Consider the following 25,629-nt stretch of genomic DNA (forward strand, 5'->3'; position numbering starts at 1 on the left):
CCTTTTTGGAGAGCGAGAGAAAAAGAGAGAAGGCGCAGAAGCGCTCAGGGAATCTGGCTCCAGCGCTGATTGGCCCCGCCATGGCAGGTGTAGGTGGACAGCGCCGTTCCTTGCGTGGTGGTCGAGCCCGGCACATCGAGGCACGCGCCGGAAGACACCCGGTTGCGCAGCGTCGCCCCGACCACGCTCCACTGCGTGGCCGCGCCCGCCGTGCACGCCAGCTGCACCAGCGGGCCGCCGCCGGCGTTGGTATTGCCCTGCGCCAGGCACAGGCCGCTGTGCTTCGCGACGAACTGGGTGTAGCCACCGCTGCTGTTGACGGTGAAGGTCTCGTTGTTGCCGTTGCCGCAGGCCCACTGCACCACCGTCGCACCGCTGGCCGTCGAGCCGCCCGACACGTTGATGCACAGGTTGCTGACCTCCGAGCGGATGCGCGTGTCGACCGCCGGCGCCGTGTCGAGCGACTTCACGAACTCGCCGAGTGCCAGCACATCGGCCGCCGGCAGGCCCGAGGCATTGCCGTGGCCGCCCGTGAGCACGTCCTGCAGCGTGGCCTTCTGGCCGTTGTGGAAGAAGCTCGGGTTGCTCCAGGTGCCGTAGAGCGTCGGGGTGTCGAAGCCCACGCCGGCCAGCGGCTGGTTGCTGCCCTTGCCCGACGAGAGCTGGACCGTGCCCACGTCGTGCCTCAGCCCGTCGCGCAGGCTGCCGGCCGTGTGGCACGTTGCGCACTGCGCCGTGTTGAACACGGTCTGGCCGCGCACCGCGTCCACGCTGAGGTTGCCGTCCGCCGCGCGGGCCGGGCTGCGCATGTACTTGTTCAGCGAGTTCAGGTAGGCCGCGAGATCGTCGAGCTGTGCATTGCGGCCCGCCTTCGGCACGCCGAGCGGGTCGCCCGTGGCCGAGAAGTCGGCGTTGGTCAGGAAGCCAGTGCCGCCGAATTCATTGCGGATGTCGTGCTCGAAGTCCTGCACCTCGTCGAAGTTGGCCGTCCAGTGCAGCTTGCCGTGGCCCGTGCCGCGCCGCCCCTGCAGGCTGATGGTGCGGCGCAGGCCCTCGCCGCGCTGCGTGAAGTCCCACACCATGCCGTCGTCGCTGCCATCGGCGTGGCAGCTCGCGCACGACATGTAGTTGTTCATGCTCATGCGCCGGTCGGACGCGTTGTAGAACACCTGCTTGCCGCGCAAGGCCGCGGCGGCCATCGGCTCCTGCGCCACCGTGGTGACGTTCTGCAGGAAGGCCGGGGCGGCCGACTCCGACGACAGCACCTGCGCCACGTCGTGCACCGACACCGAGCGCGCCAGGAAGTTGTTCACGTACAGGCGCTTGCGCACCGCATCGAGGTACAGGCCGTGCGGCGCGCTGCTGGCGTTGATCTCGCCGCGCACCGAGCGGTTGTAGGCATCGACGATGGCCACGCGGTTGCCTTCCATCTGCGCCACGAAGATGTAGTCGCCGGCCGGCGAGTACAGCGCGGCGCGCGCGGGGGCGCGGTCGTTGAAGTCGAGCTGTTCGCTGAACACTTCCGCGGCCGTCTGCAGGTTCACCTGCGACAGGATGGAGCGCACGGTCTTGTCATGCTCCAGCGGCAGGCCGTCGCGGAAGGTGCCGCGCACGATGTTGTCCTTCTTCGAAGGCAGCAGCGCACGCGCGCCGTCGGGCGAGATCACCACCTGGCTCAGGTAGTTGGGCACGCCGCGCGATGCGGCCTCGGTGTCCACCGTGGTCGTGTCGACCGCCAGCGCGATCGGCGTGGCGCTGCTGAAGCTCTGCAGGTTCACCTTGTGCAGCTGACCGCCCGTCATCTTCGACTTGAAGCGCGTCACGTAGGCCGACTGCGAACTCGCATCGACCGCGATGCCGCGCACGCTGCCTTCCAGGGCGAGCGTGCCTGTGGCGGCGCCGGTCGTCGGGTCGAAGCTGACCAGCGCCGACTTGCTTTCCAGCGTCAGCAGGCCCTTGGTGCCATTGGGCGTGAAGACGACACCGTAAGGGCCGCTGCCGTAGGCGAGCGGCACCGTCGTCGACAGCGTGCCGTCGGCTGCGTTGAGCGCCACCAGCTTGTCCTCGCCCTGCACCGTGACCCAGATGCGGCCGTCGGGGCCCACCGCCAGCGTCTTCGGCTCGTCGCCCACGCGCACTTCCCAGCGCTTGGCGAAGGTCTCGGCATTGATGGCGGCCACCGTGCCGCTGTCGGGATTCACCGAATACACCGAGTTCGCATCGCCCGCGATGTTGGTCGTGTGCGTGGGCGCCGCCGCCGTGACGGGTGCGATCACCGTGAGGTTGTAGGTGTAGAAGGTCTCCTGGCCGTTCGCGGCCTTCACCGTCAGCGTCACGGTGTAGTGGCCGGGGCTGCTGTAGGTGTGCGTGACACCGGGTTGCGAGGCGTACGCGCTCTGCGTGCCATCGCCGAAGTTCCAGCGGAACTGCGCGCCGGTGGCGCCCAGCGTGGCCGGGTTGAAGCTCAGCTGGCCGTTGACGATCTTCGGTGCGCCCACGATGCCGGGATCGCCGATCACGGCCTGCGCCCGCAGCGCGGCCACGTCGCTGTCGCCGAGCACGCGGGCGTACACGCGCACCTCGGCCAGCGTGCCCTTGAAGAGTGCGGCGTTGCCCTGGATCTGCCCCAGCAGCTGGAACTTGGTCGTCAGGCCCTTGGTGCCGGTGGGCCCGGTCGACGTGGTCTTCACGCCATCCACGTACACCGCCTGCGCGCCCGAGGCCGCGTCGCGCGTGAGCACCACGTGGTGCCAGTTGCCGTCGTTCACGGCGCTTTGCGAGCGCGTGCCCGCGTGGTCGCCCACCGACAGCTTGATGTTGCCGGTGCTGTCGAGCCAGCCCCAGAACACGTCGTCGACGCCCGGCGACTGGTCGCGCCCGAAGATGCCGGGCGCGGTCCACGAACTGGCACCGCCCGCCTGCGTGGTCTTCATGTAGAAGCTCAGCGAGGCCGTGCCGCCCAGCGTGGTGGACACGCTGTCGTTCTTCAGCTGCACACCCGTGGTGCGGTTCGCGAAGTTCAGGCCGATGCTCTCGAAGGCGTCGCCGGTGGCGGCGGTGCCGTTGTTGGCGCTGATCTGGTCACCGAGGTTGCCCGTCAGTGCCCAGTGGTGCATCAGGTTGATGTCGTTGGCATTGCCGGTGTTGAAGGTGGAGCGGTAGTCAGCGGCAATGGCGTTGCCCGCATAGTCCTTCAGGCCGTTGGCGGGCAGGAACACCTCGTAGGCGGTGCCCGGCTGCAGCGGCTGCGCGGGGTGGAAGTTGACGATGCCCAATTGCACGCTGTAGGTGCCCGCCAGCGTGTTGCCGCCCACCGCGCGCACGATGAAGGTGTTGGCGTTCACGCTCTCCGGCAGGATGCTGTCGGTCATGCCCAGGCCGATGCGCGACGTGAGCGCCTGCTGCTTCGCACCGTTCACGGGCGAGACCTGCTTCACTTCGGGTTTGGTGAGGTCGGGGTCCACCGCATGCACGATGAAACCGCTGCCCGAGCCGTGGTCGTTGCCGACGTAGATCAAGTTGCCGAACGGCGACACCTGGCCGTGGTCGGAGCTCGAGAAATCGGGGTGCGTCGGCGCGAACAGTCCGCCGCGCCCGACCTCGACATGGTTGAGCGGGTTGCTCACATCGACCTTGTGGATGTAGTTCTGCGCGCCCTGGAAAACGAAGTTGTCCTGCGTGCTGCAGTACAGCTGCTGGTTGATCACCAGCCGGTTGTCTTCTGCCACGAAGCGCGATCGGTCGCTGAGGTCGTAGCCGTACATCTTGCCGCCGCTCTCCTGCGCAGAGGCGTAGACCTTCTTGCCGTCGAAGCAGGTGGAGTAGTAGCTGGCCGTAGAGCCAGCGACGGCGTCGAGCACCTTGGGATTCAGCGGGTCTGAAATGTCCAGGCTGGCGAAGCCGCTGGTGTTGGTCATGGACGTCAGCACCATGTGGTTGCCCATGGTGAAGATCGGCCCCACGCGAAAGCCGCCGAGCTCGCCGGTCGGTATCGGGTTGGGCTTGCCGGCGCCGCGGTTCGCGAGCTGTGCGTTCGCGGGGTCTGCCGCGTCGATGACGAACACGCCCTGCTCCGCCGCCGCCACGTACAGGTAGGGCGCCTGCCACCAGAGCTGCCAGCTCACGTTGTTGTAGTCGCCCTTGTTGACGTTGGGCAGCACCAGCTTCTTGACCTGCTGGATGTTGTTGATGTCGGTGAAGTCCCAGAACTCGATGCCGAAAACGCTGGGAACGGCAACGTACTGCTTGCCGCCGATGGTGGCGATGCCGATGGAATGCGGCTCCCTCAGTTCCTTGGTGCGGCCGTCCGGCTCGTAGATGCGCTTCACGAGCTGGAGGTTGCGCGGATCGGACACGTTGTAGAGCAAGAAGCCCCCCGGGCCCAACCCGCCGTCGGGCGTGAACGTCGTCAGGAAGTAGCCGTTGATCATGAGGCCCACGTTCTGGCCGTAGTGGTACTTGGTGTACCCGGCGGTGGGATGCGTCACGCTGCCACCGGGGATCTTCGGCACATCGGCGCCGGTGCCTGCGCCGACGCCGGTGTCCACCTCTTCCTTGATCATCGAGATGGGCTTGAACAGCTCGGCCTGCGCGTAGGTCAGGTTGCCCAGTCCGGGGCCCTGCAGCGGCAGCGGATCGGCCACCAGTTCAGCGGCCGCGGAGGCCATGCTGGTGGCGGCCTTCCTGATCGTGTCGAGGGGGTTCACCCCGGTGATCGCCGCATGCGTCAGCAACGCACAGCCGAACAGAAAACCTACCACAAGAACTTTCTTGGTGCTCATTTTCATCCTCGCAAATTCGATCGGACGCCATCTTTCGGTGGGAAAAGATTCGACCGGAATCTAGCAGCGGATCGATGCGAGAACGGCATTGAATTTCGAAGGGAGGGTTCGAATATTTAGATCGTTGCTCAGGGTAAATGGTGATGTTTTGGCATGGGTTGTGCTTCAAAGTTCGGGCCTGAAAAAGTGAATTCATTGCCCACCGATCGCCCATGAAGGAACACCCCATGTCTCACGCCGGTCCTGTTGTCCAGCGCCTGCCCCGTCTGTCGAAGCGCAGCCTGCTGGGCGCTTCTTTGCTCGCGATGCTGTGTGCCGCGCTGCCCCACCCGAGTGCACAGGCCCAGACACAAGGCCCGCGCAACTTCGCCACACTGGCGATGGTGGCCGAGCCGCAGACGCTCGACCCGATGGCCTCCACGGCCGACCTGGTCGGAACCATCATGCAGCACGTGTACGAGACGCTCTACACCTTCGACGCCAAGTGGAACGTGGTGCCGATGCTCGCCGAGGGCATGCCCAAGATCTCCGCGGACGGCAAGACCTATGCGATCACGCTGCGCAAGGGCGTGGCGCTGCACAACGGGCGCGAGCTCACGGCCGACGATGTGGTCGCCAGCCTGCAGCGCTGGATGGACCAGTCGCCGCGCGGCAAGGCCGTGGGCAAGGAAATCGAGAGCCTCAAGGCCAAGGGCCCGCTCGGCGTGGAGATCGTGCTGAAGGCGCCGTATGCGCCGCTGCTCTCGCAACTGGCACTGCCCAGCAATGGCACCGCTGCGATGATGGCCAAGGAATCGATGGCCTCGCCGCTGAAGGACTTCGTCGGCACCGGCCCCTACAAGTTCAAGGAGCGCCGCCCCGACCAGTTCGTGCTGCTCACGCGCTTCGACAAGTACAGCGCACGCAAGGAGCCTGCGAGCGGCTATGGCGGCAAGCGCGAAGCGGTCATCGAAGAGCTGCGCTTCGTGCCGGTGCCCAACGCCAGCACGCGCGTCGAAGGCGCACTCGCGGGCCAGTACGACTTTGCCGACCTGCTGCCGGTGGAAGCCCTGCCGCGGCTGGAAAAAGCCAGTGGCAAGACGCTGCCGATCATCACGCCCGCGTTCGGCTTTCCGCTGGTGGTCTTCAACACCAAGGAGGGCGCACTCGCCAACCAGGCCGTGCGCCAGGCCCTGCAGACCGCGATGGGCCAGGGCGAGATGCTCGCAGCAGGCTTCGGCGACACGCGCTTCTTCATCGCCGAAGCCAACCACTTCCCCAAGAGTTCGCCGTTCTACTCGGCGGCCGGTGCCGACCAGTACAACCAGCGCAACGCCACCAAGGCGAAGGATGCTGCGGCCAAGGCCGGCTACAAGGGCGAGCCGATCCGTGTGCTGACCAGCCGCCAGTACGACTTTCACTACAACATGTCGCTCCTGATGGCCGAGCAGCTCAAGCGCGCCGGCTTCAAGGTCGATCTCAACGTCGTCGACTGGGCCACGCTCACCCAGCGCCGCAACGACCCGCGGCTGTGGGAAATCTTCATCACCCATTCGGGGCTGTTCCCCGAGCCGATGCTGTCGCCGCCGCAACTGGGCGACGGTGCACCAGGTTGGTGGGACTCGCCCGCCAAGAAGGCCTCGCTCAGCGCCTTCAACACCGAGAGCGACCCGGCCAAGCGCGGTGCGTTGTGGGGCAAGGTGCAGCAGGTGGTGTACGACGAGGTGCCGTACATCAGCGTCGGCAAGTTCAACGCCCTCTCGGCCAAGAGCCCGGCGCTGGACAACTACCAACCCACGAACTGGCCGTTCTTCTGGAATGTGAAGATCAAGTAGGAGGCGCGTTTGTTCCGTTTCATTGCTTCGCGCTTCGCCGGCATGCTCACCGTGCTGGCCCTGGTCGCCGTGCTGGTCTTCGTGCTCACCCGCGCGGCCTCGGGCGACCCGATCTCCGTGCTGCTGGGCGACCAGGCCACCGCCGCCGACATCGCCCGCGTGCAAAAGGACTACGGGCTCGATAAACCCCTGCCCGTGCAGTTCGGCTACTGGCTGCGCGAAGTGCTGCAGGGCAACCTGGGCACCTCGATCTTTTTGCAGCGCCCGGTCACGCAGGCGCTGTGGGAGCGCGCCGAGCCGACCACCTTGCTGGCGCTTCTGGCGGTGGCCATCGCCGCGCTCATCGGCGTGCCCTGCGGCATCGTCTCGGCCGTGTTCCGTGGCCGCGTGGTCGACCAGTTCTTCACTGGCATCGCGATGCTGGGTGCCAGCATCCCCAGCTTCTGGATGGGCATCGTGCTGATCCAGATCTTCGCGGTGTCCTTCGGGTGGTTCCCGGTGTCGGGCTACGGCGCGCCCGATGCCCCCTTTTCCGAGCGGCTGCATGCGCTGGTGCTGCCGGCCACCGTGCTGGGCCTGCTGAACTCCGCGCTCATCATCCGCTTCACGCGCGCCTCGATGCTCGACGTGCTCGGTGAAGACTACGTGCGCACCGCACGCTCCAAGGGCCTGAGCGAGAGCACCGTGGTGCTCAAGCACGCACTGCGCAACGCCCTGGTGCCCATCGTCACGGTGATCGGCCTGACCGTCGCTCTGATGATCGGCGGTGCCGTCATCACCGAAACGGTGTTCGGCCTGCCGGGCGTGGGCAATTTGGTGGTCAACGCCGTGCTGCGGCGCGACTACCCCGTCATCCAGGGCGCGCTGCTCGTGATTGCCGCGATCTATGTGCTCATCAATTTCTCGATCGACCTGCTGTATGCCGTCGTCGATCCGCGCGTGAAGGTCTGAACGATGCGCATGCCTCGAATGCTCCGCCAGCTGATGCACCGCCGCATCGTGATGGTCTCCGCCCTGGTGCTGCTGGTGATTGCCGTGCTTGCTGTGGGTGCGCCGCTGTTTGCGTCCGCCGACCCGAACGACACGGCAGTGCTGCAGCGCCTGAAGGCGCCCAGCGCCGAACACCTGCTCGGAACCGACGAACTCGGGCGCGACATGTACGCGCGCATCGTGCACGGCGCGCGCTACTCGTTGGCCATCGCAGCGCTCACCGCCTTGGGCTCGGTCATCGCCGGCACCGTACTGGGCCTGATGGCCGGTTTCTTCCGCCGCCTCGACACGCCGCTCATGCGCGTGGTCGACGCCATGATGTCCTTCCCCGACATCCTGCTGGCCATCGCGCTGGTGGCCATCCTCGGCCCCTCGCTGATGAACACCGTGCTCGCGCTGGTGCTGGTCTACACGCCGCGTGTCGCGCGGGTGGTGCGGGCCTCGACCCTGGTGGTGCGCGAGCTGCTCTTCGTCGAAGCCGTGCGGGCCCTGGGTGTGCGCACCTCGCGCATCCTGTGGCGCCATATCCTGCCGAACCTGATGTCGCCGATCCTCGTGCAGGTGTCGTTCATCTTTGCGTACGCCATCCTGGCTGAAGCGGGCCTGTCGTTCCTGGGCGTCGGCGTGCCGCCTGAGATCCCCACCTGGGGCACCATGGTCGCCGGCAGCCAGCAGTACGCGCACCAGGCCTTCTGGGTCGTGCTGTTCCCGGGCCTGGCAATCATCTTCACGGCCCTGTCGCTGCAACTGCTGGGCGACGGTGTGCGCGACCTGCTCGATCCGAAGCTCAAGAAGACCTCGTGATGAACAACGCCACGAATACCCCACGGCTCACGGTCACGAACCTGAGCACCAGCTTTCCCACCGAGGACGGTCTGATTCGTTCGGTCGCCGATGTGAGCTTCTCCATTCAGCCCGGCAAGACCACCGCGTTGGTCGGCGAATCGGGTTCGGGCAAGTCGGTCACCAGCCTCACGCTGATGCGACTGCTGCCCAAGACCGCCAATGCACAGGTCAGCGGATCGGCCTCGTTCGTCACCCGCGAAGGCAAGACACTCGACCTGCTGCAGATCGGTGAGCGCGAGATGCGCTCGCTGCGCGGCAACCAGCTGTCGATGATCTTCCAGGAGCCGATGACGAGCCTGAACCCGGTCTTCACCATCGGCGAGCAGATTGCCGAGAGCGTGCGCCTGCACAAGGGGCTAGACCGCAAGGCGGCATTGGCCCATGCGCTGCGCATGCTGGAGCTGGTCGAGATTCCGGCTGCCGCCCAACGCATCCACGAGTACCCGCACCAGCTCTCGGGCGGCATGCGCCAGCGCGTGATGATCGCGCTGGCCATGGCCTGCGACCCGACGCTGCTGATCGCCGACGAGCCCACCACCGCCCTGGACGTGACCATCCAGGCGCAGATCCTGGAGCTGATGCGCCGGCTGCAGGCCGAGACGGGCATGAGCATCCTGTTCATCACGCACAACCTGGGCGTGGTGGCGCACCATGCCGATGATGTGGTGGTGCTGTACTCGGGTCGCGTGGTCGAGCAAGCGCCCGTGCGGCCTCTCTTTGCGCAGCCCGAGCACCCGTACACGCAGGGCCTGTTGGCCTGTCTGCCGGGCAAGGCGCGGGTTCCTGGGCAACCCAAGCCCAAGCGCTTGTTCGCCATTCGCGGGCAGGTGTCGAGTCCGCTGGCGCCGCCACCCGGTTGCGCCTTCGAGCCGCGCTGCGACCAGGCGCTGCCTGAATGCTGCAGTGCGATGCCGCCGTTGATCGACATCCGCCAGGACCGCCAGGCGCGCTGCGTGCGCGTGCAGCCCGATGCCCAACTCGCGAGGGTCGCATGAGAAGCGCACCACCTGGCGTGTTGCTCCTTCCCCTTCCGGGGGAAGGCTGGGATGGGGGCAAGCGGCGTTCGTTCGGCGCAGTGCTTCATCCCGTGCCGTCGTGCCCCCACCCCAACCCTCCCCCGGAAGGGGAGGGAGCTAAAACCACACGCCCACGATGACTACCGCCGTCCCCCTCATTGAAGTCCGCGGCCTCAAGAAGTACTTCGGCAGCAGCGATCGCCCCGTGCGTGCAGTCGATGACGTCTCGTTTGCGATCCATCCCGGCGAGACGCTGGGCCTGGTCGGCGAATCGGGCTCGGGCAAGAGCACCATCGGGCGCACCGTGCTGCGCCTGGTCGAGCGCACCGAGGGCCAGGTGCTGTACCGCGGCGATGACATTGGCACGCTCTCGGGCGAGCGCATGCGCAAGCTGCGCAGCAAGCTGCAGATCATCTTCCAGGACCCGTACGCCAGCCTGAACCCGAAGATGCGCATCAGCGCCATCCTCGGCGAGGCGCTGTCCACGCACGGGCTGCACAAGGGCGCAGCCGCGCGCGACAAGCGCATCGCCGAGCTGCTGGAGACCGTGGGCCTGCGCCCCGAGCACGCGAGCCGCTTCCCGCACGAGTTCTCGGGTGGTCAGCGCCAGCGCATCGGCGTGGCACGCGCGCTCGCGGTCGAGCCCGAGTTCATCGTGGCGGACGAGCCGCTGTCGGCACTGGACGTTTCGATCCAGTCGCAGGTCATCAACCTGCTGGCCGACCTGCGCGAGCGGCTGGGCCTGACGATGCTCTTCATCTCGCACGACCTAGACGTGGTCGAGTACCTGTGCGACCGCGTGGTGGTGCTGTACCTGGGCAAGGTGATGGAAGTCGCCACCACCGACGAACTGTTCGCACGCCCCTCGCACCCCTACACTCAGGCGCTGCTGGCCGCGAGCCCGAAGCCCGATCCCGAGATGGCCACCGAGCGCATTGCCCTGAAGGGCGACATCCCCAGTCCGATCTCGCCGCCCTCGGGCTGCGTGTTCCGCACGCGCTGTCCGCACGCCTTCGAGGCTTGCGCCCAGACCGTGCCCGCCCTCGAAGAAATCTCGGCGGGCCACTACCGCGCCTGCCTCCGAAAAGATCTGCTCTCCAACATCGCCGCATGACCATGACCGACAACTTCAACGATCCGCTGCTGGGCAGCAACTTCAAGGGCTATCCGCGCACCCAGCCGCCGCGCCGGCGCAGTGAAGTCGGCGCCGCCGGCTGGAACGTGCTGGCCGGTGACCTTCCGCTGCCGCTGGCCGTGCTCAAGCGCGAAGCGCTCGAACACAACCTCCAATGGATGCAGGCGCGCGTGCGCGAATGGGGCATCGATCTGGCGCCGCACGGCAAGACGACGATGTCGCCGCAGCTCTTCCAGCGCCAGTTGGATGCGGGAGCATGGGGCCTGACCTTCGCGACCGTCACCCAGCTCGCCGTGGGCGTGGCCGCGGGCGTGCGTCGCACGCTCATCGCCAACCAGGTCGTGAGCGACGAAGACCTGGCCGGCATCCAGATGCTGCTGCGCGCGCATGCCGGCCTGCGCGTCGTGTTCCTGATCGATTCGATTGCGCAGCTGGCGCTCATCGAAGACTGGTCCAGGCGCAACCCCGCGAGCGTGCCCTTCGAGGTGATGCTCGAGATCGGCATCGACGGCGGGCGCACCGGTTGCCGCACGCACGACGAAGCGATCGCCGTGGCCAGCGCGGTGCGTGCCAGCAGCGCCGCGAAGCTGGTGGGCATCGAGAGCTACGAAGGCCTGAATGCCACCGGGTCCACCGAGCAGGACACGGCCTTTGCCAAGGCACTGATGGACCGGATCGAAGCCGTCGCGCGCCACTGCGACACGCAGCAACTCTTCGAGACCGACGAGGTGCTGGTCTCGGCGGGTGGCTCGGCGATCTTCGACCTCGTGGCCGGGCGGCTCAAGCCTGCGCTGGGCTCGCCGGTGCGCGGCCTGCTGCGTTCGGGTTGCTACGTGACGCACGACCATGGCTTCTACAAGCGCATGGTGAACGTGGCAGATGAGCGCATGGGGTGCGAGTGCGGCGAAGGGCTGACGCCGGCGATGGAGGTCTGGGCCAACGTACAGTCGCGGCCCGAGCCGGGCCTGGCGATCCTGTCAGTCGGCAAGCGCGACATCTCTTTCGACATGTCGATGCCGATCCCCATTGCGCACGCGGCGCGCGGTGCCTTGCAGTCGCATGCGGTGCCCGCCAGCTGGAAGGTCACCGCGTTGAACGACCAGCACGCCTACCTGCGCTGGGACGCGAACGACGAAGCGCAAGCCCCGGTCGTCGGCGACCGTGTGGGCCTGGGCATTTCGCACCCCTGCACCACCTTCGACAAGTGGCACTGGATGCCTGTGGTCGAGAACGACTACCGCGTGAGCGATGCAGTCGTGATTCACTTCTAAGCAAGGCGACGCATCCATCCATGAACACACAGAAGAACGGTGCGACGCTGCTCGAAGGCGGCCTCGTGGTCGACGGCTCTGGCGGCCCTTCGTGGCCCGGCGACGTGCTGCTGCAGGGCGACCGCATCGTGGCACTCGGCGAAGGCCTGCGCACGCGGCTGCCCGAGGGCCTGAACATCGCAGACGTCGACGTGGTCGACTGCCGCGGCAAGGTGATTGCGCCCGGCTTCATCGACGCGCACACGCACGACGATGCCATCGTGCTGCGCGATCCGCTGTGCCTGCCCAAGGTGTCGCAGGGCATCACCACCGTGGTTACGGGCAACTGCGGCATCTCGCTGGCGCCGTACCGCACGCCGCAGTCGAAGCCGCCGCTCACGCTGCTGGGCGCCGACTCGTTCAAGCACGCGACCATGGCCGAGTACCGCGCGGCCGTCGATGCGACGCAGCCTGCGCTCAACGTGGCCGCGCTCGTGGGCCACACCACGTTGCGCTTCGCGGCAATGCAGGCACTCGACCGACCCGCGAACGGAGACGAACTCGCGCACATGGCCGCGCTGCTCGACGACTGCATGGCCGCGGGCGCGCACGGCCTGTCGTCGGGTCTGTTCTACGAAGAAGCATTTGCCGCGCCGGCCGAGGAAGTCACCGCGCTCGCACGCGTCGTGGCACGCCACGGCGGCGTGTACGCCACCCACCTGCGCAGCGAGATGCAGCAGATCATCGAGGCGATGCACGAGGCCGGTGACTCGGCGTTCGAGGCCGGCGTGCCCTTGATCATCTCGCACCATAAATGCGCAAGCCCGGCCAACTGGGGCCGCACCAAAGAGACGCTGCCGTTGATCGACGCGCTGTCGCAGCGCCAGGAAATCGCGATGGACGTCTACCCCTACGTGGCCGGCTCCACCGTGCTGCGCGAGGACATGGTCGATGGCGTGATCGACGTGCTGCTGACCTGGTCCGAGCCCCACCCCGAGATGACCGGCCGCCTCATCGCCGACATCGCGCGCGAGTGGGGCACCACCGAGAAGGAAGCCAGCCTGCGCCTGAAGCCCGGCGGTGCCTGCTATTTCCTGATGCAGGAAGAAGACGTCGAAAGAGTCATCGCACATCCGCGCACCATGATCGGCAGCGACGGCCTTCCGCACGACCGCCATCCGCACCCGCGGCTGTGGGGTGCGTTCCCCCGCGTGTTCGCGCGCTACTGGCGCCAGCGCAAGCTCTTCACGTTGGAGCAGGCGGTGCACAAGATGACGGGCATGACGGCGCGCAACCTGCGCATCGCCGATCGCGGCCTGCTGCGTGTCGGCGCGATGGCCGACGTGGTGGTTTTCGATCCCGAGACCATCACCGACACCGCGACCTACGACCAGCCGCTGGGCGTGAGCGAAGGGATCGAACGCGTGTTCGTGAACGGCGTGCTCGCGTACCGCGGTGCGAGCGAGGCGCGGGTGCGCGCGCGCGCGGGGCGCATGCTGACACGGCAGGCGCGCGCCGCGAACTGAGCGGCGCCGCGCCCCGTCCCTGCCATCCCGTAGAGTGCACGCATGATCGAATCCACAACCCTTCGGTACTTCTACGAGGTCGCGGCCTTTGGCTCGGTGCGCGTGGCGGCGGAAAAGCTCTTCGTCGCCCAGAGCGCCGTGAGCCGGCAGATCGCGCTGCTCGAAGACGAACTGGGCGTGCCCGTCTTCGAGCGCCACGCACGCGGCATGGCGCTGACTGCGGCCGGCGAACTGCTGCTGCGCTATGCACAGGACAACAAGACGCAGCTGGCCGACCTGAAGGGCCAGATCCACGAGTACGAGACGCTGGCCAAGGGGCATGTGCGCGTGGGGTGCGTGGAAGGCATCCTGCACGGCCTGCTCACGAGCTTCATGCCGAACTTCATCCGCACGCACCCGGGCATCACCTTCTCGCTCGATCTCATGGGCTCACATGCGGTGGGCGAGTCGGTGGCGGAGCACAAGTACGACCTCGGCATTCTGTTCGGCGCCTCGCCGCGCCCCGACCTCATCGAGCTGCAGAAGATCGAACAGCCCCTGTGCGTGATCGCTTCGACGCAGCACCCGCTCGCACAACAGCGCAGCTGCTCGCTCGCGGAAGTCGCCGACGCGCCCCTGGCGTTGCCCGATCGCTCCTTCGGCCTGCGCCAGCTGGTCGACCGCGTCAGCTCCAAAGGCAAGTTCAAGCTGAACATTGCGGTCGAGACGAATTCGCTGTCCTTTGCGAGCCGGCTGGTCGCGGAGTCGGACCTCATCACCTTCCAGCCGAGCGACGTGGTCGCGCCGCTGATCGAAGCCGGCAAGGTGGTGGCCATTCCGCTCACCGATGCGTCGCTGCGCTCGGCGCGCGCCACGCTGGTGGCGAGCTATTCCCGGCGCCTGTCGCTCGCGGCCAACCACCTGTCGCAGTCGCTGATCGCGTACATGCAAGGGTGGCAGCGGCCCGTGAAGCCGGGGCGCGCCAGGGGAAAGTCGGAATAGTTCCGGCGCGCAGGACCTTCAGCGTCGAGAGGCTCAACCCGGCAGCGTGACCGTGATCATCTTGATCTCGGTCATCGCCTCCAGTGTGTGCATGCCGCCGAGCCGGCCGATGCCGCTTTTCTTGCCGGAGCCGCCGCCGAAGGGCAGGTGGAGTTCCCACCAGGTGGTGCCCGCGTTGATGTTGACGATGCCGGCGGGGATCGCCTTGGCCATGGCGATGCCGCGGCCGATATCTTGCGTGAACACGCCCACCGAGAGTCCGTAGTCGTTCTGCAAGGCCAGGGTCAGGGCCTGCGCTTCGTCCTCGAAGGCAATGACCGGCACGACGGGGCCGAAGGTTTCCTCCCGGCACAGCCGCATGGCCGGGGTGACGTCGCGCACCACGGTCGGCTCGAAGAAGAGGTCGCTGCCCAGGTCCGGCCGCGCCCGGCCGCCGCACAGCACGCGCGCGCCCTGTTCCACGGCATCGTCCACATGCGCGCGCACCTTGGCCGCCACCTTGGCGTTGTTGAGCGGGCCCATGGTCGTGGCGGGATGCAAGGGATCGCCCAGCACCTGCTCGGCGGCCTTGGCAACCAGCTTGTCGCAGAGGCGGTCGACCACGCTGGCATGGGCCAGCACAACGCCTGTGGCCGCACAGACTTGCCCTGCATTGAAGAACGCGCCGCCGGCTGCTGCAGCGGCGGCTGCATCGAGGTCCGCATCTTCACAAACGATCAACGGCCCATTGCCTCCGAGCTCGAGCAGCATCGGCTTTCCGGCGCCGCGTTCGGCGATGCGCTGGCCCGTTGCGGTGCTGCCGGTGAAGGCGATGGCGGCGACGTCCGGGTGCACGACCACTGCATCGCCCACGGTCGCGCCTTCGCCAATCACCAGATTGACGACGCCGGCAGGCAGGCCGGCCCTTTGGATTGCTGCCATCAGCGCGCAGGCCACAAGCGCAGTGGACGGCGCAGGCACCCAGACGATGGTGTTTCCGGTGGCGATGCCGGGGGCGAGGTATTCCACGGGGATGTTGACCGGGAAGTTCCAGGGCGTGATGACGCCATACACGCCGCGCGGCTGCCGCAGGGTGAGGACGAGCTTGCGCGGGTCTTCCGCCGGCAGCGTCTTCCCGCCCATCTGCTTGACGAGTTCGGCAGCGAGCCGGAAGCCGTCGGCGGCCTTGGCGACTTCGCCTTGCGCCTCGGCCAGGACCTTGCCCTGCTCGCACGACAGTGTGTGCGCGATGGCCTCGCGCGCGGCATCGATCTCGGCCGCGATCGCCACGCACATCGCAGCGCGTTCGAACACCGGCGTGGAGGCCCAACCGACGGCTGCGGCCTTGGCAGCGGCGACGGCCGCGTCCGCCGTCTCGCGGCCCGATCGGGGCACGGTGGCGATGGTGTCGCCATTGGCCGGGTTGACCACCGGCATCGTGTCGACGGTGGTCGACCAGCGCCCGCCGATGTGGTTGCCCGTTTCGACTTCAGGCATGCGGTTGCTGCTCATCGCCTAGCCGTACGAATACGCGATCGACGCGGCATGGCGCTGGCCCTCGCTGCCGCGGGCACGCGAGTCCACGCTGGACACGGACGGCCTGTGCCCGGCCGGCGCGGGGGCAGCGACGCCCACATGGCGCTCTGTCTGCGCATCGAAGCAATGGGTCGATGCGGCATCGCGGACCTGCAGGTGCACCACATCGCCCGCCTTGAGCGCCACGCGGTCGTGCACGGAGACGCACCAGGGCGTCTCGCTGCCGGCCACGGTGCCGTAGATCTGCGTCTTGTCGCCCGTCGACTCCGTGAGGATCACACGCAGCGCCAATCCCTCCGGGGCCAACTGCAGATGCTCGGGCCGCAGCCCCAGCAGGATGTGCTGTCCATCGGCCAACAGCGGCGTGCACCCGGAAGTGGGCAGATGCCAGGTCTGCCCGTCGGCCAGCGCGAGCCAGGTGCGGCCGTGTTCGCGATGCACCCGCCCCTGCGTGAAGTTCATCGCAGGCGAACCGATGAAGCCCGCCACGAAGCGGTTGACCGGGCGGTCGTAGAGTTCCAGCGGCGCACCGACCTGTTCCACCCGACCCGCGCGCATCACGACGATGCGGTCGGCCATGGTCATGGCTTCCACCTGGTCGTGCGTGACGTAGACCATGGTGTTGCCCAGGCGCTGGTGCAGGGCCTTGATCTCGGCGCGCATCTGCACGCGCAGCTGCGCATCGAGGTTCGACAGCGGCTCGTCGAAGAGGAACAGTGCGGGCTCGCGCACCACGGCGCGGCCCATGGCGACGCGTTGGCGCTGTCCGCCCGAGAGCGCGCGCGGCAGGCGGTCCAGGTACGGCGTGAGGTTGAGCAGGCCCGCGGCTTTTTCGATGCGCGGGCGGAAGTCGCTTTCGGCCTCGCCGCGCGTGCGCGGGCCAAAGGCGATGTTCTCGTAGACCGACAGATGCGGGTAGAGCGCGTAGCTCTGGAACACCATCGAGATGTTGCGCTTTTGCGGCGACAGGTCGTTGGCCCGTGCGCCGCCGATGCGCAGCTCGCCGCCGCTGATGGGCTCCAGCCCCGCGATCATGCGCAGCAGCGTCGATTTGCCGCAGCCCGAGGGGCCGACGAGCACGACGAACTCGCCGTGGGCAATGTCCAGGTCGATGCCGTGCACGACGGGCACGCCCGCGAAATCCTTGCGCAGTTGCTTGAGTTGAACCTGAGCCATGGGGTCTCCTTGTAGTTGTGGAAAGAGGTCGCTGGCTCAGTAGTCTTCGACCGTGATCTCACGGGCCATGGGAAGGACGCCCGACATGAGCCCCGCATCCACCGGCAACGCCACGCCTGTGATGACGCGCGCGGCGGGCGACGCCAGAAAAAGCACGGCATCGGCGACGTCGTCGGGTGTCGCGAAGTCGCCCAGCGGGTACCACTTCTTCAGCTGCTCGAACACCTGCGGGTTTTTGTCGGCGCGCGCCTGCCAGGCGGGTGTCTTGACGGTGCCCGGCAGCACGATGTTGGCGCGGATGCCATAGCCGCCCAGCTCCATGGCGAGCGAGCGGGTGTAGCTGACGAGCGCCGCCTTGGCCGCGCTGTAGGCCGGGTGGCCGAGCGTCGTGAGCGCGTTGACCGAGCCGATGAGCACCAGCTGCCCGCTGCGGCGCTCGACCATGGCCTCGCGCACCGCCTCCACGCAATGGAACGCGCCATTGAGGTTGAGCTGGATGTCGGCCTGCCAGTCCTGCGGCGTGGTCTTGCGCACCGTCGGCCCGCGCGCGGCGCCCACGTTCGACACCAGCACATCCACCGGCCCGACCGTGGCGACGACTGCGGCCACCTTCTCGCACAAGCCTGCGTAGTCGGTGACGTCCGCCACCAAGGGATGCAGCCGCGCCAGATCGTCGGCGCTCACGCCCTGCTCGGCCAGCACGGCCGCCAGACCTGCCAGTGCGCCCTCATCGTGGTCCAGCGCGATCAGCCGGTCGCCCGCCTGCAGCACGCGGCGGCACAGGGCCTGGCCGATACCGCCCGCGGCGCCCGTGACCAGCGTCACGCGCCGGGGCGACGCGTGGGAATGAACCGAAGACGGGGTCGAAATTAATTTGTCCACGCAATGCGCCCTGTGAATTGCCAATACCTCGCCCGACCGGGCGGCAATGAATTACCGCGCGCAATTCGAGCTCGAATTTTGGAGCGTACAGGACGCCATCGGCATTGGGCCTTCAATATTTCGCACGCAGGGTTCTAGTTTTTAGAAATCGAGGGTTAGCTCTATCTATGGCACGCTTCGGCCGGCTCGTAAGATAAAAACGCGCAAGCATTGATCGCAGCAGAAGCAGACGTGGATTTAATTCATTTTCAATAATCTTACGAGGAATTAAATATGAAAAAACGAAATACAACTCTATTGGCCAGTGCAATTCTTCTGGGCCTTTCCTCCCTCACGGCCCACGCGGGAAATATCCGCATCGCCATGTCCAGCTACAGCGACAACACGCGCCCCTGGCTGGAGGCTTTAGCTCGGGAATATGAGAAGGCCAACCCCGGAGACAAGGTCAAGGTCGAGGTGGGAAGCTGGGAGAACATGCAGCAGAAACTGCAGGCGGAAATCGCCAGCAACAACCCGCCCGACCTGGCCCATGTCGCGACCCGCTGGGTGGGCGATTTCGTGAACGACGACCTGGTGGAACCGGTCGACAATTACGCCAATGCGGCCTTCAAGGAGCGCTTTATTCCGGCCTTCCTGAATGCCGGAAATATCAAAGGCAAGCCTTATGCGCTGCCCATTGCGGCCAGCGTGCGCGCCATGTTCTATAACAAGGACATGCTGAGCAAGGCAGGCTTTCCCAATGGCCCCAAGACCTGGGACGACGTGATTGCCGCCTCGAAAAAGATCAAGGCCACGGGCGCCTACGGCTACGGCATTCAGGGCAAGGACCTGGATACCGACACTTATTTCTACTATGCGCTGTGGAGCATGGGGGGCGATGTGCTGGATGCGGGCAACAAGGCCGCCTTCAATTCGCCGACCGGGGTGAAAGCCGCCACGCTCTACAAAAGCATGATCGACCAGGGCCTGACCGAGCCCGGCGTGGCAGGCAACACGCGCTATGACCTGCACAACCTGTTCAAGCAGGGCAGGTTGGGCATGGTCATTTCGCTGCCGCCGCTGGCCAAGGAAATCGCCAAGGACGCGCCGCAACTGAAATACGGCATCACCGGCGTGCCCAACGGCGGCAAGGACATCACCTTCGGCGTGACCGACTCGATCATGATGTTCAAGACCTCGAAGAACAAGGAAACCGCCCAGAAATTCCTGAGCTTCATGTTCTCCAAGAACGCACGGCTGAAGTTCGATCAGGGCGAAGGCTTCATGCCGGTGACGCGCGAGGTGGCCAACGACCCCGTGTTCAAGGACGACCCGGTGCTGTCCGAGTTCGTGACCCTGCTGCCCAACGCGCGCTTCGCCCCGCTGGTCGCCGGCTGGGAAGACTCGGCACAGGCCGTCACCAATGCGCTGCAGGCCATCTACCAGGGCAAGGCGGAACCGAAGGCGGCGCTGGACAAGGCCGCGGCCGAAGCCAACACCAAGCTCAACAAGAAGTAAGCCAGCAAGCCCCGGGCGCAGCCCTGGGGCTGCGCCAGCTTTCCGCGTGTCGCACCACGCCCATTCCGATCGAATTGCCCTATGCAGAATCCTGTTCGAGGTCCGACCCTGGCTTGGGGGCTGATTGCGCCGAGCCTGTTGCTGACGATCTTCATCTTGGCCTACCCGCTGTCCACGCTGGTGTTCCAGTCGGTGCACGACATCTCGCGCTTCGGCCTGCTGCGGGCCTTCAATGGCCTGGACAACTTTCGCACCGTGTTCACCGATCCGGTGTTCGCCCATGTCGTGTGGCGCACGGTGCAATGGACGGTGTGCGTGGTCGGCGGTGCCGTGCTGTGCGCCGTGCCGATCGCGCTCATCCTGCAGCAGGACTTCTATGGCCGGGGCGTGGCGCGCACCATCGTGATGTTGCCCTGGGCGGTGTCGCTGACGATGACCGCCATCGTCTGGACCTGGTCCTTCAACGGCCAGTACGGCATGGTCAACGCGAGCCTCGCGATGGTCGGGGTCATCCAGGAGCCGATCAACTGGCTGGCCGACGGGCAGCTCGCGTTCTGGGTCGAAGTGGGCGTGGGCATCCTGGTGTCCATCCCCTTCACCGTCACCATCTTTTTGGGCGGCCTGTCGTCGGTGTCGCAGGACATCTACGAGGCGGCCGACATCGAGGGCGCGTCGCGCTGGCAGCAGTTCCGCCGGCTCACGCTGCCGCTGCTCAAGCCCTTCATTCACATGGCCATCGTGCTGAACGTGATCTACGTCTTCAACTCGTTTCCCATCATCTGGATCATGACGCAGGGCGGGCCGGACAACGCCACGCACATCCTCGTCACCTGGCTCTACCAGCTGGGCTTCCGCATGGGTCGGCCCGGTGAGGCGGCCGCCATCTCGCTCGTGATGCTGGCCTTGCTGCTGGCCTTCACCGTGTTCTACCTGCGCCTGCAAAAACGACAGTCCGCGAAGGCCGCCACATGATCCGCCCCGACAAACTCGTGCGCAGCCTCTGGTGCTGGCTGCTGCTCCTGCCGCTGGTGGTCGTGGTCATCTTTCCGCTCGCGGTGATGTTCTTCACGGCGCTCAAGCCGGCCTCGGAGATCTACGTCTATCCGGCGCGGTGGTTGCCGCAGCAGTGGCAGTGGAGCAACTTCTCCGCCATGTGGACCCAGACCGGCTTCGGGCGCGCGCTGCTGAACAGCCTGCTGGTGTCGCTCTCCGCGACGGTGCTGACGATTGCTGTCAGCGTGCCTTCCGCCTACGCGCTGGCGCGCCTGAAATTTCGCGGCCAGGGCGGCTACCGGCAGTTCTTGCTCATCACGCAGATGATCTCGCCCGTGCTGCTGGTGGTGGGCCTCTTCAAGATGGCGGCCAGCCTGCCCTGGTTCGACGGCGGCAACATGACCGACTCGCGCCTGTCCGTGGTGATCGCTTATGGCGCCTTCGGCATTGCCTTTGCCGTCTGGATGATGACCTCGTACTTCGAGACCATTCCGCGCGACCTGGAAGAGTCGGCCTGGCTCGAGGGATCGGGCCCGGTGCGCACGGTCTGCAAGGTGTTCCTGCCGCTGGCGTTGCCGGCCATGGCGGTCACGGCACTCGTCACGTTCGTCAATGCCTGGAACGAGTTCGCGGTGGTCTACACCCTGATCCGCTCGACCGAAAAGCAGACGCTGACGGTGCTCGTCACCAACATGGTCGCGGGCCAGTACGTGGTGCAGTGGGAGCTGGTGATGGCCGCGGCCATCTGCGCCGTGGTCCCGGTCGCCATCTTGTTTGCGTGGATGCAGCGCTACATGGTGCAAGGCCTAACCGCGGGCTCGGTCAAGTAGCAAGCGGCAAGCGGCAAGCGGCAAGCAGGGGCCGCAGCGGCATCACAGCCCGCTGCTACCCGCTGCGCCCTCCCCCTTCGAATAATGCGGCGACGGCCGGCGCGCACCCTGCGCCGGCCGGTTTCGCTACACCTCATCCGAAGGAGACAAACCCGATGGCTCGCAAGATCCTGATGCTCTGCGGCGACTACGCCGAAGACTACGAAACCATGGTGCCGTTCCAGACCCTGCTGGCGGTCGGCCACACCGTGCATGCGGTGGCGCCCGACAAGAAGGCCGGCGACTGGGTGCACACCGCCATCCACGATTTCGAGGGCGCGCAGACCTACAGCGAGAAGCCGGGCCACCGCTTCACGCTGAACGCGACCTTCGACGAGGTGCGTCCCGAGGCCTACGACGCGCTCGTGATCCCCGGCGGCCGTGCGCCCGAGTACCTGCGCATGCACCCCCGCGTGGTCGAGATCGCGCGCCACTTTCTCGCGACCGACAAGCCGGTGGCCGCCGTCTGCCACGGCGCGCAGCTGCTCGCGGCCACGGACCTCATCAAGGGCCGCAAGGTGTCGGCCTACCCGGCCTGCCAGGTCGAGGTGGAACTGGCCGGCGCCGAGTACATGGGCATTCCGGTCGACCAGGCCGTGACCGACCGCAACCTTGTCACCGCACCGGCCTGGCCGGCGCACCCGGCGTGGCTGTCGCAGTTCCTGGTGGTGCTCGGCACCCGCATCGAACACTGAGCTGACGAAAGTGCGTGGGCGGCGCTACAGTGCCGCGTCGCCCCGACATCACCCACTCTCGCAAAGGAGATGGCCCATGTGCGAAGTCTTCATCAGCGCCGATCCGCAAAGCTACGACGCGCGCACGCGCTCGGTGCGGCTGCACGGCGTGGTCACCAGCATCCGGCTCGAGAACCTGTTCTGGCAGGTGCTCGAAGAGATCGCGCAGCGCGACGGCATGGCCGTGGTGCAGCTCATCGAGCGGCTGTACGACGAGCTGGTGGCGGCGCGCGGCGAGGTCGGCAACTTCGCCTCGTTCCTGCGCGTGTGCGCGTTGCGCTACGAGGCGATGGTGGCGCAGGGACGGATTCCGGCCGACACCTCGGTGGCGATCCGCTCGCTCGATGCGAACGCCGTGCTGCATGAGCTGCCGCAGGGGTGGGGACGGCCGTCGCCTGCGCAGCCGTCGAGCGAGACGCACGTGCGCACGCTCCACGCTGTCGTGCGGCGGCACGCGTAGCCGCCGCCCGGCGCACGGGATCACCAGCGCATCTTCACGCCGACGCTCGCATTGACCCCGCTCTTGACGCGCGCGTCGCCGCCGGAGCCCGCCCACAGCTTGCCCAGCTCCACATACACGCTCGTGTTCTCGGCCACCTGCAGCGTGGCCCCTGCCGCCAGCTCGGTGCTGCTGCCGCCGGTGCGCGTCGCGATGTCCGTGACACCGGCCGGGCCGACAAAGCGGGTGACGTCGGTGCCGCTGCTGCTGCGGTAGAAGTTCACCCGCGCATAGGGCTGCAGCAGCCCGGCGCTGGTGACGAACTCGCCCTTCACGCGCACGCCGGCGCGTGCCCGCCAGCCGTTGTCGCTCTTCTGCTGCACGAGGGCGCCGGAGATGCCCGTGTCACCCAAGCTCACCCGCTGGTGCACCAGCTGCACCTGCGGCTCGACGGTCCAGTTGGGCGCAATGGGAATCGGCTTCCCCACCTCGATGGACGCCAGCAGGCTGTTGCCCTTGCCGCCCCGGGAGAAGCCCAGTGCGGGCGAGGCCGTGTAGCGGTGGCGGCCGGCCTGCAGCACGCCGTCGACGTACACGCCGCTGGCGTGCTTCCAGGTGGCATAGGCGCCCAGGTACTCGCTCTTCTGGTTGTTGCTGCCCACGCCGCGGTTCGCCAGGCCGCTGGCAAAGCCGTTCACGCGCATGTCGCCGTCGAGCTGGCCGACGTACACGCCCGTGCGCCAGTCGGGGTTGGCCCACAGGTCGGTGCCGGCCTGGAAGCCCGTGAGGCGCCCCTTGCTCGTGGGGTTCACGGTGCCGCCCTGCGCGATGGTGCGTTCCGTGCTGATGATGCGGCCCCAGGCCTGGCGGTGGCCCTGCGCGGGCGTGACCAGGTTGTCGCCCATGCGCTGGTGCAGGTTGCCGAGCATCGCGAGGCTGGACTGGCGCAGCTGCTCGGGCAGCGCGGCGTAGAGCGGCACTTCGGCGCGGTAGGTGGGCACGACGAACACGGGCACGCTGCCTGCGCTGCCGGTGCTGGTGCCGCCACCGCTGGCAGGCGGCGTGCCGGGCGTCACCGGCGTGACGGGGGTGACGGGCGCGGTGGTCGAGCGCAGGTACCAGTTCTCGCCCGCGCCGGTGGCGTCGGCCGCATGCAGCCGGTACTCATAGGCGCCCGCATCGACGTGCGTGCCGGCCAGCAGGAACGCGCTCTTGGTCGTCTGCGCGGTGGTGGTCGCGCCGTTGAGGGCGCTGATCACCTCGATGCCGTTGCCGGTGGTGAGTGCGCCCAGGCCACCCAGGTTGGTGATCTGCACATTCGTCGTGCCGCTGGCGACGGCGGTGACGCCGCTCAGGATGAGCCGGTCGCTCGCGCTCGCACTGGTGCCCAGCGCGGTACCCAGTCGCAGCGTGCCGCCGTTGCCTGCCCAGGGACCGTTGACGGTGAGCGTGGTGCCCGGCACCGCGCCCACCAGCGAGACGGTGCCGCTGTGGGCCATCGACGCGAGGGTCTGGCTGTTGCCGGCCAGGTCGAGCGTCGCGCCGGCGGCCACGGTGAAGGGGCTCACGCTGCTGAGCACGTTGGCCGCGCCGGCACGCAGGGTGCCCGCCGCCACGTTGGTCGCGCCCGCATGCGTGTCGGCGCCGCTCAGCGTCAGCACGCCCGCGCCGATCTTCACGAGATCGCTGGCGCCGGAGATCGCGCCGGTCCACGCCAAGTCGTTCCCGTTGGTGTTGATGGTTCCGGTGCCGCCCAGCAGCAATGCGTTGCTGACGCTGAGGCCACCGGCGCCCGCGACGACGCTGGCGGTCGCGCCCGCGCCGATCGAAATCGCGCCCGTCATCGACGAGCCGGTGTTCAGCGTGAGGCTGTTGGCGCCGCCCGTGAACGCGACCGCCGCGGCGCGCGTGACGCCGTCGCCGCCCAGGCCACCCGAGATCGTTCCGCCATTGGTCAGCGTGAGGTTGGCGCCCGTCACGCCCGCGCCGCCCACGCCGTTGGCACCGCTCGGGCCACCGCTGCTGTTGGCCCCGCCGACGCCGCCCGCCCCACCGGCGATGGTGCCGGTGTTGGTGATGCTTGCGCCCGCGCCGATCGATGCGAGGCCCGCCCCGCCGTCGCCGCCAGCGCCCGGTGAACCGGTACCGCCCGCACCGCCGCCGGCTGCACCGCCAGCGCCCCCGGCGCCGCCCGTGATCGCGCCGCTGTTGCCGACGGTGACGGCGACGCCCGCGAGCGTCGCGCCGATGCCCCCTGCGCCGCCGCCACCGCCCGAGGCGTTGGAACGGGCGGGCAGCAATTCGGCCCCGCCGGCGCCGCCCGCCCCGCCCGTGAGGGGGCCGGTGTTGTTGAAGCTGAGCCCCGGGTTGGTCGCGTTCAGGTAGAACCCGCCGCCCCCGCTGCCGCCGCCGCCGCCCTGCGAGAAGGCGTCGCCGCCCTTGCCGCCTGCGCCGCCCGTGGAAGACCCCGTGGCCGTGTAGCTGCCGAGCGGACCGTTGAGGATCGAGCCGTAGCCGCCGGCACCGCCGCCGCCGGCCGCCCAGTACCCGTTGCCGCCTGCGCCACCGATGCCGCCCGTGTAGCTGTCGGACGAGTTGGCCACGTTGTTGGCGATCGACATCCCCTGGAAGCCACCGCCGCCACCGCCGCCATAGCCGTTGCCGTTGGCCGCGTCACCGGTCTGCGACTGGCCCGCGCCACCGGCGTCGCCCTGGAACGCACCGGGACCCGCGGGCGCGCTGGTGGTGCCGGCCGCGCCGCCGGTGCCCGGCGTGGCACCGGCGAAGCCACCGATGCTGGCGTTGGCCCCCGCCGTGACGCCGCCCGGCGTCGACGATCCGCCCGCGCCGCCGAATGCATTGACCGTGGTGTCGTTGAGCCCACCGCTGCCGCCCGTGCCGTCGCTGCCGCCAGTGCCCCCGTGCAGCGACAGGTCGCCGACCGGCTGGCCGCCCGCGCCGCCCGCCGCGAGCACCGGTACGACGCAGACCCACAGCGCCGCCGCTGCCGCCGCAGCCGCCACCGCGCGCACGCCGCCCCCGCTGCACGATCGCGCGTGGCCGCGCGCGATTTCCGGCGCGGCCACCCAGGTGCCGGCGGTGGGACTCCACAGGGTTCGGAAGAACTTGTTCATGACTTCAACTCCCTCTTCGTTCACTGACTGAGCAGGTTGGAATCCGTGTGC

Annotated in this window: 18 protein-coding genes; 13 read left to right on the forward strand and 5 right to left on the reverse strand. The window is 67.6% G+C overall.

Going from position 1 to position 25,629, the window contains the following annotated elements:
• Positions 1-44: 44 nt before the first annotated feature.
• The gene (locus IG196_RS25910) at positions 45-4,781 is read right to left on the reverse strand and encodes an RICIN domain-containing protein (RefSeq protein ID WP_192193608.1); all 4,737 of its coding nucleotides are present in this window, start codon (positions 4,779-4,781) and stop codon (positions 45-47) included.
• A 227-nt stretch (positions 4,782-5,008) separates the two neighbouring features.
• On the opposite strand from IG196_RS25910, the gene IG196_RS25915 reads away from it, so the two are divergent.
• From IG196_RS25915 to IG196_RS25950, 8 genes are all read left to right on the forward strand, one after another.
• Positions 5,009-6,595, forward strand: a complete 1,587-nt coding sequence (locus tag IG196_RS25915) for an ABC transporter substrate-binding protein (protein ID WP_192193609.1) — start codon at positions 5,009-5,011, stop codon at positions 6,593-6,595.
• A gap of 9 nt (positions 6,596-6,604) precedes the next feature.
• Positions 6,605-7,546, forward strand: coding sequence for an ABC transporter permease (locus IG196_RS25920; protein WP_192193610.1), 942 nt, complete (start codon positions 6,605-6,607; stop codon positions 7,544-7,546).
• 3 nt (positions 7,547-7,549) lie between these two features.
• A complete protein-coding gene (locus IG196_RS25925) occupies positions 7,550-8,389 on the forward strand; it encodes an ABC transporter permease (protein WP_101488680.1) in 840 nt (279 codons plus the stop codon).
• Positions 8,389-9,426 carry an ABC transporter ATP-binding protein gene (locus tag IG196_RS25930; RefSeq protein ID WP_192193611.1) on the forward strand — a complete coding sequence of 346 codons (1,038 nt, stop codon included), beginning with the start codon at positions 8,389-8,391 and terminating at the stop codon, positions 9,424-9,426. Before IG196_RS25925 ends, IG196_RS25930 begins: the two co-directional genes overlap by 1 nt.
• 157 nt (positions 9,427-9,583) lie before the next feature.
• On the forward strand, positions 9,584-10,561 hold the full coding sequence (locus IG196_RS25935) for an ABC transporter ATP-binding protein (protein ID WP_192193612.1): 978 nt from the start codon (positions 9,584-9,586) through the stop codon (positions 10,559-10,561).
• Positions 10,558-11,853 carry an amino acid deaminase gene (locus tag IG196_RS25940; RefSeq protein WP_192193613.1) on the forward strand — a complete coding sequence of 432 codons (1,296 nt, stop codon included), beginning with the start codon at positions 10,558-10,560 and terminating at the stop codon, positions 11,851-11,853. Before IG196_RS25935 ends, IG196_RS25940 begins: the two co-directional genes overlap by 4 nt.
• A 20-nt stretch (positions 11,854-11,873) precedes the next feature.
• Positions 11,874-13,358, forward strand: coding sequence for an N-acyl-D-amino-acid deacylase family protein (locus IG196_RS25945; protein WP_192193614.1), 1,485 nt, complete (start codon positions 11,874-11,876; stop codon positions 13,356-13,358).
• A gap of 42 nt (positions 13,359-13,400) precedes the next feature.
• Positions 13,401-14,339, forward strand: a complete 939-nt coding sequence (locus IG196_RS25950; protein WP_192193615.1) for a LysR family transcriptional regulator — start codon at positions 13,401-13,403, stop codon at positions 14,337-14,339.
• Positions 14,340-14,372: 33 nt separating this feature from the next.
• On the opposite strand, the gene IG196_RS25955 is transcribed toward IG196_RS25950, so the two are convergent.
• Genes IG196_RS25955 through IG196_RS25965 form a run of 3 tightly spaced genes read right to left on the reverse strand, consistent with a single transcriptional unit; the run spans position 14,373 to position 17,855 of the window.
• Positions 14,373-15,815, reverse strand: a complete 1,443-nt coding sequence (locus IG196_RS25955) for an aldehyde dehydrogenase family protein (RefSeq protein WP_225616797.1) — start codon at positions 15,813-15,815, stop codon at positions 14,373-14,375.
• An 18-nt stretch (positions 15,816-15,833) separates the two neighbouring features.
• Positions 15,834-17,030 carry an ABC transporter ATP-binding protein gene (locus IG196_RS25960; RefSeq protein WP_192193616.1) on the reverse strand — a complete coding sequence of 399 codons (1,197 nt, stop codon included), beginning with the start codon at positions 17,028-17,030 and terminating at the stop codon, positions 15,834-15,836.
• A gap of 36 nt (positions 17,031-17,066) precedes the next feature.
• A complete protein-coding gene (locus tag IG196_RS25965; RefSeq protein WP_412556356.1) occupies positions 17,067-17,855 on the reverse strand; it encodes an SDR family oxidoreductase in 789 nt (262 codons plus the stop codon).
• Positions 17,856-18,185: 330 nt separating this feature from the next.
• Between IG196_RS25965 and IG196_RS25970 the strand changes: the two genes are divergently transcribed.
• The 5 genes from IG196_RS25970 (at position 18,186) to IG196_RS25990 (ending at position 22,465) form a co-directional block, all read left to right on the forward strand.
• Positions 18,186-19,409: an ABC transporter substrate-binding protein gene (locus IG196_RS25970; RefSeq protein ID WP_225616798.1), complete on the forward strand. Its 1,224-nt coding sequence runs from the start codon at positions 18,186-18,188 to the stop codon at positions 19,407-19,409.
• Positions 19,410-19,490: 81 nt separating this feature from the next.
• Positions 19,491-20,381 carry a carbohydrate ABC transporter permease gene (locus IG196_RS25975; RefSeq protein WP_192193617.1) on the forward strand — a complete coding sequence of 297 codons (891 nt, stop codon included), beginning with the start codon at positions 19,491-19,493 and terminating at the stop codon, positions 20,379-20,381.
• Positions 20,378-21,232: a carbohydrate ABC transporter permease gene (locus IG196_RS25980; RefSeq protein WP_192193618.1), complete on the forward strand. Its 855-nt coding sequence runs from the start codon at positions 20,378-20,380 to the stop codon at positions 21,230-21,232. Before IG196_RS25975 ends, IG196_RS25980 begins: the two co-directional genes overlap by 4 nt.
• A gap of 155 nt (positions 21,233-21,387) precedes the next feature.
• On the forward strand, positions 21,388-21,966 hold the full coding sequence (locus IG196_RS25985) for a DJ-1/PfpI family protein (RefSeq protein WP_192193619.1): 579 nt from the start codon (positions 21,388-21,390) through the stop codon (positions 21,964-21,966).
• A 76-nt stretch (positions 21,967-22,042) separates the two neighbouring features.
• A complete protein-coding gene (locus IG196_RS25990; RefSeq protein ID WP_225616799.1) occupies positions 22,043-22,465 on the forward strand; it encodes a ribbon-helix-helix domain-containing protein in 423 nt (140 codons plus the stop codon).
• Positions 22,466-22,485: 20 nt separating this feature from the next.
• Here IG196_RS25990 and IG196_RS25995 read toward each other — a convergent pair whose 3' ends face one another.
• Positions 22,486-25,578, reverse strand: coding sequence for an autotransporter outer membrane beta-barrel domain-containing protein (locus IG196_RS25995; RefSeq protein ID WP_192193620.1), 3,093 nt, complete (start codon positions 25,576-25,578; stop codon positions 22,486-22,488).
• Positions 25,579-25,629: the final 51 nt, after the last annotated feature.

Source organism: Variovorax sp. 38R, from assembly GCF_014843395.1.
Classification (GTDB): domain Bacteria; phylum Pseudomonadota; class Gammaproteobacteria; order Burkholderiales; family Burkholderiaceae_C; genus Variovorax; species Variovorax paradoxus_H.

Coding starts and splice junctions, on each gene's coding strand:
- IG196_RS25940 (WP_192193613.1), top strand. CDS start 10,558: ATGACCATGACCGACAACTTCAACGATCCGCTGCTGGGCAGCAACTTC.
- IG196_RS25925 (WP_101488680.1), top strand. CDS start 7,550: ATGCGCATGCCTCGAATGCTCCGCCAGCTGATGCACCGCCGCATCGTG.
- IG196_RS25990 (WP_225616799.1), top strand. CDS start 22,043: ATGTGCGAAGTCTTCATCAGCGCCGATCCGCAAAGCTACGACGCGCGC.
- IG196_RS25975 (WP_192193617.1), top strand. CDS start 19,491: ATGCAGAATCCTGTTCGAGGTCCGACCCTGGCTTGGGGGCTGATTGCG.
- IG196_RS25915 (WP_192193609.1), top strand. CDS start 5,009: ATGTCTCACGCCGGTCCTGTTGTCCAGCGCCTGCCCCGTCTGTCGAAG.
- IG196_RS25970 (WP_225616798.1), top strand. CDS start 18,186: ATGAAAAAACGAAATACAACTCTATTGGCCAGTGCAATTCTTCTGGGC.
- IG196_RS25985 (WP_192193619.1), top strand. CDS start 21,388: ATGGCTCGCAAGATCCTGATGCTCTGCGGCGACTACGCCGAAGACTAC.
- IG196_RS25950 (WP_192193615.1), top strand. CDS start 13,401: ATGATCGAATCCACAACCCTTCGGTACTTCTACGAGGTCGCGGCCTTT.
- IG196_RS25935 (WP_192193612.1), top strand. CDS start 9,584: ATGACTACCGCCGTCCCCCTCATTGAAGTCCGCGGCCTCAAGAAGTAC.
- IG196_RS25930 (WP_192193611.1), top strand. CDS start 8,389: ATGAACAACGCCACGAATACCCCACGGCTCACGGTCACGAACCTGAGC.
- IG196_RS25995 (WP_192193620.1), bottom strand. CDS start 25,578: ATGAACAAGTTCTTCCGAACCCTGTGGAGTCCCACCGCCGGCACCTGG.
- IG196_RS25945 (WP_192193614.1), top strand. CDS start 11,874: ATGAACACACAGAAGAACGGTGCGACGCTGCTCGAAGGCGGCCTCGTG.
- IG196_RS25980 (WP_192193618.1), top strand. CDS start 20,378: ATGATCCGCCCCGACAAACTCGTGCGCAGCCTCTGGTGCTGGCTGCTG.
- IG196_RS25955 (WP_225616797.1), bottom strand. CDS start 15,815: ATGCCTGAAGTCGAAACGGGCAACCACATCGGCGGGCGCTGGTCGACC.
- IG196_RS25960 (WP_192193616.1), bottom strand. CDS start 17,030: ATGGCTCAGGTTCAACTCAAGCAACTGCGCAAGGATTTCGCGGGCGTG.
- IG196_RS25910 (WP_192193608.1), bottom strand. CDS start 4,781: ATGAGCACCAAGAAAGTTCTTGTGGTAGGTTTTCTGTTCGGCTGTGCG.